Annotated in this window: 6 protein-coding genes and 1 pseudogene; 4 read left to right on the top strand and 3 right to left on the bottom strand. The window is 76.3% G+C overall.

Features of this window, described 5'->3' with window-relative positions; all coding sequences use genetic code 11:
* The 4 genes and pseudogenes from HYE82_RS30205 to HYE82_RS30190 form a co-directional block, all read left to right on the top strand.
* Window positions 1–228 (top strand): annotated as a pseudogene (locus tag HYE82_RS30205) (hypothetical protein); the annotation flags it as partial.
* Between the two features lie 14 nt (window positions 229–242).
* On the top strand, window positions 243–950 hold the full coding sequence (locus tag HYE82_RS30200) for a cysteine hydrolase family protein (RefSeq protein WP_179177372.1): 708 nt from the start codon (window positions 243–245) through the stop codon (window positions 948–950).
* 92 nt (window positions 951–1042) lie between these two features.
* Window positions 1043–2854: an RNA ligase family protein gene (locus HYE82_RS30195; RefSeq protein ID WP_179177374.1), complete on the top strand. Its 1812-nt coding sequence runs from the start codon at window positions 1043–1045 to the stop codon at window positions 2852–2854.
* Window positions 2854–5826 carry a poly(A) polymerase gene (locus tag HYE82_RS30190; protein ID WP_179177371.1) on the top strand — a complete coding sequence of 991 codons (2973 nt, stop codon included), beginning with the start codon at window positions 2854–2856 and terminating at the stop codon, window positions 5824–5826. The genes HYE82_RS30195 and HYE82_RS30190 overlap by 1 nt, the downstream gene beginning before the upstream one ends.
* A gap of 72 nt (window positions 5827–5898) precedes the next feature.
* On the opposite strand, the gene HYE82_RS30185 is transcribed toward HYE82_RS30190, so the two are convergent.
* The 3 genes from HYE82_RS30185 to HYE82_RS30175 form a co-directional block, all read right to left on the bottom strand.
* The gene (locus HYE82_RS30185) at window positions 5899–6816 is read right to left on the bottom strand and encodes an NADP-dependent oxidoreductase (RefSeq protein WP_179177373.1); all 918 of its coding nucleotides are present in this window, start codon (window positions 6814–6816) and stop codon (window positions 5899–5901) included.
* A 137-nt stretch (window positions 6817–6953) separates the two neighbouring features.
* Window positions 6954–8030, bottom strand: a complete 1077-nt coding sequence (locus HYE82_RS30180) for an RNA ligase (ATP) (protein WP_179177370.1) — start codon at window positions 8028–8030, stop codon at window positions 6954–6956.
* A gap of 123 nt (window positions 8031–8153) precedes the next feature.
* Window positions 8154–8871, bottom strand: a 718-nt coding sequence (locus HYE82_RS30175; RefSeq protein ID WP_179177369.1) for a peptidoglycan-binding protein, incomplete at its 5' end; no start/stop codon positions are given.

Genomic DNA, 8871 nt, shown 5'->3' with positions numbered 1-8871 from the left:
CAACCGCCACCGCGCCGGGCCGCGGACCGGGACCGACCCGCCGCGCAGTCCCAGCCCAGGTCCTCCGCCAAGTCCCGGTCGACGTCCACGTCCGGGTCCGCGCCGCGCAAGCGGCCGCCCGCACAGCCGCGGCCCGGGCCCGGCCCGGGCCGCGGCTACGACATGGGCGCCCTGTGCGAGGCGGCCAAGGGCACGGTCGCCCCCGAGATCGCCGCCCTGTGCCGTTGAGGAGCCGACTTCCGATGGACGCGCAGGGGACGGACGTGACGGGCGGAACCGAGCCGCGGCGGCACGCCTGGCGCATCGAGGCGGACGAGTACGCGCGGCACGAGCGCCGCCGGGGCCACCGCCACGCGTACACCGAGCTGCCGGGCGAACGGACCGCGCTGGTCGTGGTCGACATGGTGCGCTTCTTCGTGGCGGGCAGCGGGTTCGGGCTGGGCATCGTGCCGCAGGTGCAGGCCCTCGCGCACGGGACGCGGTCGGCGGGCGGCACCGTGGCCTGGGTCCTGCCGGCCGTGGCGGCGCAGCCGTCCCGCTGGGCGGTGGACTTCTACGGTCCCGAGGTCGCCGAACGCTACCGGCTCGCCGGGGGCACGGGCGCGGTCACGGACCGGTTGTGGCCCGAGCTTGTTCCGGCTCCGGAGGATCCGGTGGTGGAGAAGAACGCCGCTTCCGCGTTCTTCCCGGGACGCTGCCCCCTGCCCGAGGTGCTCGACGACCGCGGTGTGGACACGGTGATCGTGTGCGGTCTGGTGACGAACGTGTGCGTGGAGGCCACCGTGCGGGACGCGGCGACGCTCGGCTACCGCGTGGTCCTGGCGGCCGACGGGTGCGCGACGCGCAGCGACGCCGCCCACAACGCCACCCTTGCGACGGTCTACCGCAGCTTCGGCGACGTCCGTCCCACGGCGGACATCCTCACCCTTCTGGCCGGTCGGCAGGCCTGACGCCGAAGCCTGCCGGGGCGGATATCGGGTGGAGGGAGCCGGGTCGGAAACCTACAGTGACCTGGCACCACGTCGTCGAGCAGGAGCCGTTCATGCGCACGCACTACCCCCGCACCCCCCACCTGCCGTGGTCGCCGGGGACGACGGCGGACGACGTGCGGACCGCGGGACTCGGGGGCTTCGCCGGGCACGAGGTCGTCGTGACCGAGAAGCTCGACGGGGAGAACACCACCCTGTACGCGGACGGCCTGCACGCCCGCTCCCTCGACTCCGCCCACCACCCCTCCCGCGCCTGGGTCAAGGGCCTCCAGAGCAGGATCGGCGCAGGCATACCCGCCGGCCGGCGCGTGTGCGGAGAGAACCTGTACGCGCGGCACTCGATCCCGTACGAGGACCTCGACAGCTGGTTCTACGGGTTCTCCGTGTGGGACGGCGACCAGTGCCTGGACTGGGACCGCACGGTGCACTTCCTGCACGGTCTGGGGGTGCCCGTCCCGCGTGTGCTGTGGCGGGGCGTCTTCGACGAGCGCGCGTTGCGCGCGCTGCGCGTCGACACCGTCCGCCAGGAGGGTTACGTCGTGCGGAAGGCGGACGGCTTCGCCCGAGCGGACTTCGGGCGGTGCGTCGCCAAGTGGGTCCGTGGCGGACACGTGCAGACCGACACGCACTGGATGTACGCCCCCGTCGTGCCGAACGGGCTGGGCCCGCAGGCCGCCCTGTGGGCGGTGCGCTCGGGCGCCGAACCGGATACGGCCGGACTGTCGGCCGCCCTCGGCCTGGAGAGCGGGCCCGAGCGGGAGCCGGGGCCGGGGCCGGTGGCCGGGGCGGCCGCCACCCCGGCTGTGGTTCCGGCTCCGGGCGTCGGCGTCGATCCGGTCGTCGCCGAGGTCACGGGCCGGCTCGACGCACTGGGCCGCACCGGGGACACCCGGCTGGCCGGTGTCCTCGCGGCCGTACTGCACCGCACCCCGCGGGCCCGGGTCGCGGCGCGCCTGGCGGCGGGGCCGCTCGGCATGCCGCTGGCGCGCCGGGTCGCCGACCTGGTGGGGCTGTACCCGCGGCTGCGGCGGCCGTTCCCGGACGAGCTGCGCCGGGCCGGGCTGGTCCGGATGGCCTCCGCGGCCGACCTCGGGGCGCTGCACGCCCTCGCCGCGGCCGCCGGCGGTACGGCGGACGGCGAGGCCCGGGACTGCGTCGAATGGTCGGCGCTGTACGCGCAGGAGGAGGGGCTGTTCGGCCCCGACCCGCTCGGCCCGCTCCGGGCCGGGCTGCGGACGGCCCTGGCGGACCTGGACGCCGACGCGGCGGACCGCTGCTGGGCCGAGGCCCGCGAGGCCTTCGCGCGCGGCGGCATATCCACCCCCGAGGAGGCGGTGGCCGCGACCTGGCGCTGGCGGGACGGCAACCACCCGCGGCTGGTCCAGCTGTGCGGGCCCTCGGGCAGCGGGAAGAGCACGTACGCCCGGAGCCTGCCGGGCGTGGCCGCGTACATCAGTCTCGACGATCTGCGGGCCGCCCGGGGTTCCCGGGCCGACCAGCGCGCCAACGCGGACGTACTGCGCGAAGGCCTGGACCGGCTGGACGCGGCGCTCGCCGCCGGGGGCACCGTCGTCTGGGACGCCACCTCCCTCACCGCGCAGCAGCGGGGGCTGGCCGGCGCGGTCGCCGCCCGCCGCGACGCACTGGTCACCCATGCGGTGGTGCTGGTGGAGGAGGCGGAGCTGCTCCGGCGCAACGCCGTACGCGCCCACCCCGTGCCGCCGCAGGTGCTGGCCTCCCAGCTGCACCGGTTCGACCCGCCCTATCCGGGAGACGGGCAGGCGCACCGCGTCCGGTACATCGGCGCGGGCGGCACCGTCGACGACACCGCCGGAACCCTCGGCGCGACGGACGGGGACCGCTGATGCGCACCAGTGAGCAGCTCTACCACCAGGTCTGCTGGGACCCCCGCTTCGACCCGGCGCGGTTCGTCCTCGGGCTGCACCAGCGCGGGGCGCCGCCGAAGAGGATCCCGCTGCCCGCGTTCGTTCCCGGCGGCGACATTCCCTGGCACCGGGTGCTGTTCGTCGAGGCGGACGGCGAGCTCGTCTGGGACCGGGCCAGCGGCCTCGACGTCATCGACTCCACGCGGGCCGGGCGGGTCCGCACCCCGCGCCTGCTCCGGGCACCGTTCTTCACCGCCCGCACCCCGCACGCCTGGGATCCGGCCGACGGCGCCTGGCGGCCCGCCGGGACTCCCCCGCCGGGCGCGGCAGAGCCGGGGACGGCGACGGGGCCGGGCCGGGTGCGGCTGCTGACCTGGAACACCCTGTGGGATCGGTACGACGCCCCGCACATCGCCACCGCCCGGCGCAGGCCGCTGCTGCTCGCCGCCCTGGAAGCCGCCGACGCCGACGTCATCGCGCTGCAGGAGGTCGAGCCCGAGCTGCTCGGCATGCTGCTGGCGCAGCCGTGGGTGCGGGCCGGGTACACGGTCGGGACCGACCCGGCCGGCAAGGACGTCGACACGAGCGGGCTGCTCCTGCTCAGCCGGCTGCCGGTGGCCGAGGCCGGGCTGCACCTGCTGGGGCCGTACAAGGCCGTCGCGGCGGTGACGGTGCACACGGCCGGCGGGCCGCTCGTCGTGGCCGGAGTCCACCTGACGAGCGACCACACCGAGGGCGGGGCCGAGCTCCGCGGTACCGAACTGGCCCGTATCCAGGAGGGGTTGAGCGGTATCGACGCCGATGTGGCGCTGCTCGGCGACTTCAACGACGGCCGAGGCGGGCCGGAGGGGCCCGCGGCGGCGCTCGGCATGCGGGACGCGTGGACCGAGGTGCACGGGGTGCAGGACTCCACGCCGACGTTCGACCCGGTGGCCAATCCGCTGGCCGCGGTGGGCTCGCTGTCGGGGCGTCCCGGCCGGCTGGACCGCGTCCTGCTCCGGTCGGCGGCCGCGGAGGTGCGGCGGGCGGTACTTCGGGGGGACTCCCCCGCCGCCGACGACGGCCTGTTCGTCTCCGACCACTACGGGGTCGAGGCGGTACTGGACTTCACGGGGGAGGGCGCCGGAGCCGAGGCGGAGGCGGCGTCCGCGGCCGGCACGGCCGCAGGGCGTGCCGTGCTCGGCGTACCGGCGACCGCGCACACGGCCGTGGCGTGGCTGCCCCCGCACCATCCCGAGGTCGAGGAGCTGCGCCGGGACCACGACCCGGCGGCCGACCGCTGGCCCGCGCACGTGAACCTGCTGTTCGGCTTCGTTCCCGAGTCCTCCTTCGAGGAGGCGCTGCCGCTGCTGGCCGAGGCGGCCGCGGCGACGGCCCCGTTCGCGGTGCGGCAGGCGGGCGTGCACAGCTTCGGGCGCCGGGAGGACGCCGTGCTCTGGCTGGACCCGGCCGCCGCCGGCGAGGCACCGTGGCAGGAGCTGCGGCGGGAGCTGGCCGCACGGTTCCCCGGCTGCCGGGGCCGCGGCGAGGGGTACACCCCGCACCTGACGCTCGGCCGCAGCGCGGATCCCCAGCGGGCCGTGGCGGAGTTCACGGCGCGGCTGGGCGGCGCCGGGGCCTCGTTCCCGGCCCGGGTCGGGGAACTGGCGGTGCTGTCGCGGCGCGGGGACGAGCCGATGCGGGTACGGGCGACGGTGGAGCTCGGGACGGGGACGGTGCGCCGGCTGCCGGAGCGGCCTGCCCCGACCCCTGGGTCGGGGCGGGAGCCGACGGACGCCGGGCACGACGCCGATCTCGACCGCGCGGCGCGGACCGTCACCGCCCGCATCGCGCAGGCCCTGGCCGACGGGGTGGTCCACGTCGCCGGCTCCCGCCGCATGGGCTGCGCCCTGCCGGGAGCGGACCTGGACCTGGTCGCGGCACTGCCTGGCACGGTGGACCTCGCGGACGTACGGGCCCGGGTCGCGGCAGCCGTGCCCCGGACCGCGGACCGGATCCGGGAGGTGACGGGCGCCCGGGTGCCGGGGCTGCGGCTGCGCGCCGACGGGCTGGACGTGGACCTGGTGGTCGTCGCCACGGGGGCGGTGGATCCGGCGCAGGCGGTGCAGCGCCGGGCGGCGCTCGGCGAGGCGGCGGCGATCGCGCTGAGCGCGGTCAGCGATGCCGAGGCGGTACGCGGCTTCGTGGGCTCCGACGGGCCCCGGCAGGCGGCCTTCGCGGAGCTGGCCCGGCAGGTGAAGGCCTGGGCCCGGATCCGCGGCCTGGACTCGGCGCCGTTCGGCGGGCTGCCGGGACTGGCCTGGGCGGTCCTGGCGGCGCGGACGGTCCGCGACGCCGATGACCTGGACCCCGCGGCCCTGCTCCGGACCTTCTTCGGGACCTGGGCCGCCTGGGACTGGCGCACGCCGGTCGCCCTGACCCCGCTGGCGCACGCGAAGCCGACCCCGGCCTCGGATCCAGGCCCGGACCCGGTCACGGTTCTCACCCCGTCCTCCCCGGTCCGCAGCTGCACGTCCCAGGTGGGCCCCGGCCTGGGCGACCTGCTCGGCCAGGAGCTGTACCGGGCCTGGGAGCTCCTGGAGTCCGGCACCGAGCCCGGGGAGGCGCAGGCCGGGCTCCTGAGCCCGCCGCCGCTGCACCGCCGGCACGCCGCCTGGGCCGTGGTGACCGTACGGGGCGACGGTCCGCGGGAGTTCGAGGAGTCGCTGGGCCGGGCCCGGGGCCGGATGCGGGCCCTGCTCGGCGCCCTCGCCGAGGCGGGGGTCCGGGACGTGCACGCCTGGCCGCGCCCCTTCACGGCGTCCCCGGTGTCGGCGCGGTACGCGATCGGCCTCGGCAGCCGCCCCCCGGACGCGGACCGCCTCAGCGCCCTGACGGCCCCCTGGTGCGCCGCCCTTGCGGGAGTCACCGTCGACCGGGCCGCCTGCGGCTCCGTCCCCACCCTCCCCTGAGGCCCCGGGGCCGTGCTCCGGGGCGGGGCGCGGGGTCGCGGCAGGTGGTCGGGGGTCAGTCGGACCGGTGGGTCACAGCGTGATGATGATCTTGCCTGCGGTGTGGCCCTGCTGGTTGAGTTCGAAGGCCGCGGCGAGCTCCGCCAGGGGGAAGGTCTCGGCCACCGTGACCTTCAGTCGGCCGCTGTCCGCGAGTCGGCCCAGCTCGGCGAGGTCGCCGCCGTCGGGCCGCACCCACATCCACTGGCCGCCCGCGCCCAGTACCGTGTGGTCAGCGATGGAGGCGTGGCGGCCGTCCTGTGCCAGGACCGCCGTGGTGACGTCCAGCACGCCGCCGACGAAGTCCGCTCCCACCGTGACACCGTCGGGGACGAGCCCCCGGACGCGGTCCACCAGGCCCTCGCCGTACTCGACGGGCTCGCAGCCGAGCTCGCGCAGCCGGTCGTGGTTGCGCGGGGACGCGGTGCCGATGACCCGGGCGCCCAGCGCCCGGGCGATCTGCACGCCGAAGGATCCGACGCCGCCCGCGGCACCGTGGATGAGGACGGTGTCGCCCTCCCCCGTGCCGAGCCGTGTGAGCAGCTGGTACGCGGTCAGCCCGGCCAGCGGCAGCCCGGCGGCCTCCTCCCAGCCGAGGGAGGCGGGCTTGGCCGCGAGGGCCCGCACGGGGACGCTGACGTACTCGGCGAAGGTCCCGCCGTGCACACAGTCCTTGCGGGCGTACGCCATCACCTCGTCGCCGACCGCGAACTCGGGGACGTCGATCCCGACCCGCTCGACCGTCCCGGAGACGTCCCAGCCGGGCACCACCGGGAACAGGACGTCCATCAGGCCGTCGAGACCGCCCGCCATGATCTTCCAGTCGACGGGGTTGACCCCCGCGCACCGGACCTTGACGAGGACTTCGCCGGGAGCGACCTTCGGCAGCGGCAGCCGGGTCTCGGAGAGCACCTCCGTCCCGCCGTACCTGTCGTACGCCATCGCCCGCATGGTGTCCTGGGACATGTGTCTGTCCGACCTCTCCGTGAGCCCGTAGCCGGCCTCGATCTGTGGAACCGTCGGTTCCTCATCCCACCACGAAAGGCCGCTCCCACCCCGTCAGGCCACGCCACGCCCCGCGCCCGGTGTCACTCGTACTCGGTGCCGCCCTTGCGCGTCAGGTACGCCGGGCTGACCGCCTTGGCGATGGCCCGGCCGCCGACGACCGGGCTGTACCGTTCGACGGCCGGGCGGATGACGACGCCCTCCCGCAGGTGGACCTCCCGCCCCGACACCGTCTCGCGGCCGCTCGCCCGCTCCAGCACCGTGTCCAGGTCGTAGGGTCCCTCGTACAGCCGTGGAACGAGCGGCAGCTCGCCGTCCGCGAGGAGCTCCGCCGGGTCCAGCCAGCGCACCTGCCCGTCGATCTCGGCCGACACGTCGAAGACGGCGTACCCGGGAGGCGCGTCGGCGGTGCGCGCGTCCGTCCCGTACGCCAGGTCCTGGACGCCCGCCCCGTACACCTCGCCGAAGACGCCGATCCGGGTCGCGCCCAGCCGGTCGGCCAGCTTCGCCGCGACCTCGGGGACGCCGTGGCCCCGGACGGCCCGCCAGTACAGGTTGCGCACGTCCTCCTTGAGGGCCAGGCCCTTGGCCCCGAAGCCCTTGGAGGAGACGAGGACGCGCCCGCCGTCGACGAGGTACGTCATCAGGCAGGCGGTGCCGTGCAGTTTCTCCGTGAGGACGACCGGCTCGCCGGGCTCGAAGATGTGCGGGTAGCGCTGCAGGTTCTCGATGTCGACCCACGGCAGCAGATCGGCGGCGGCCTCCACGTCTCCGCTCATGGTGGTGGGGACCGGCGGCGCCCATTTGGTGATGCCGAGCAGCTCCGCGAAGTCCGTGCCCTCCTCGGCGGCCCGCGCCAGGTCCACGCCGGCCAGCGCCCGCGGCCGGCAGACCAGGCCCTGCGAGAGTTCGCCGCGCAGCCGGACCGCCTTGACCCGGTCGGCACCGGACCCCGCGAGCCGGCCGGTCAGGCCGAGCTCCTCGATCAAGGCGGCGGGCAGCACGGCCTGTTCGGGTATGTACAGCGCGAACTCGCCGGTGTGGTAGGCGCCCTTGGCGACGACGGCTCGGTAGAGGCCCACCTGGGCCAGTTCCAGCGCATCGGCGTTGGGGTGCTCGTGGACGGTCAGCTCTTCGACGGTGACGCGCAAAGTGGACATGGGCGGCTCCTCGGACTGAGGCGAACAGGACACCGCCCACTTTCCGTTGGGGCATTTCCGCTGGTCCAGCGGAATTGGCGCTGCTAACCTGCGCAGCCCTCGCCCGGTCGGACGGGTGCTGCGTCAGCCTCCCAACGCGGCCCGGGTGGCCGGTCCGTAGACGCCCGCCGGGTCGCCCTTGACGTCCCGGTCGCGCTGGAGCTGGGCGACACCGCGCTTTGTCTGGCCGTCGTAGACGCCCGAGACGTGCACGTACGTGAAACCCTGCCCGTACAGGAGCCGTTGCAGGGCGGTCACGTCCGGCCCGCGGTCGCCCATGCGCAGCGTGTCGCGCTGCCCCGGCTGCGTGGCCGCCGACGCGCTGGGCGAGGGCGGCGGCTTCTCCGAGGGGTTCGCGGACGCGCTGGGCGAGGCCGACGGGGTCGCGGCGTCGCGTGCCGACGTGGTCGGCGAGGGGCTGCCGCCGGCACCGGGATTGCTGCCCGGGAGCTCCGGGACGGACAGGTCGGGCCGCTGTGTGGGGTGGTCGTCGTCGGATCCGGAGTCGCCCGGCCACAGCGCCAGGACACCGGCCGCGCCGAGCAGCAGCAGGGAGCCCACCGCCCACGGGATCCGGCTGCCGCGGTCCCGGCGGCAGTCGTCCGGGCGCCCGTGGGGGGTGTGCCGGCGGCCGGACCGCGCGGCCCCGGGTGCCGTGGCGGCCTCGGGTGCCGGGTCGGCCTCGGGCTCCCGGTGGCCGTGCGCGGACCAGGAGGCGTCGAACGCGGCGGCGGCCTGCCCGGGCTCCGGCCACGGTCCGGCCTCCGGCCAGGCAGGCGGGGCCGCGGGGGCCGGACCGTGG

Origin of the sequence: Streptomyces sp. BR123 (assembly GCF_013401435.1) — a bacterium.
Lineage (GTDB): Bacteria > Actinomycetota > Actinomycetes > Streptomycetales > Streptomycetaceae > Streptomyces.
Note: the sequence above shows the minus strand (reverse complement) of the source record. Positions and strands in the feature narration are given on the sequence as shown.

Coding starts and splice junctions, on each gene's coding strand:
- HYE82_RS30200 (WP_179177372.1), top strand. CDS start 243: ATGGACGCGCAGGGGACGGACGTGACGGGCGGAACCGAGCCGCGGCGG.
- HYE82_RS30195 (WP_179177374.1), top strand. CDS start 1,043: ATGCGCACGCACTACCCCCGCACCCCCCACCTGCCGTGGTCGCCGGGG.
- HYE82_RS30190 (WP_179177371.1), top strand. CDS start 2,854: ATGCGCACCAGTGAGCAGCTCTACCACCAGGTCTGCTGGGACCCCCGC.
- HYE82_RS30185 (WP_179177373.1), bottom strand. CDS start 6,816: ATGCGGGCGATGGCGTACGACAGGTACGGCGGGACGGAGGTGCTCTCC.
- HYE82_RS30180 (WP_179177370.1), bottom strand. CDS start 8,030: ATGTCCACTTTGCGCGTCACCGTCGAAGAGCTGACCGTCCACGAGCAC.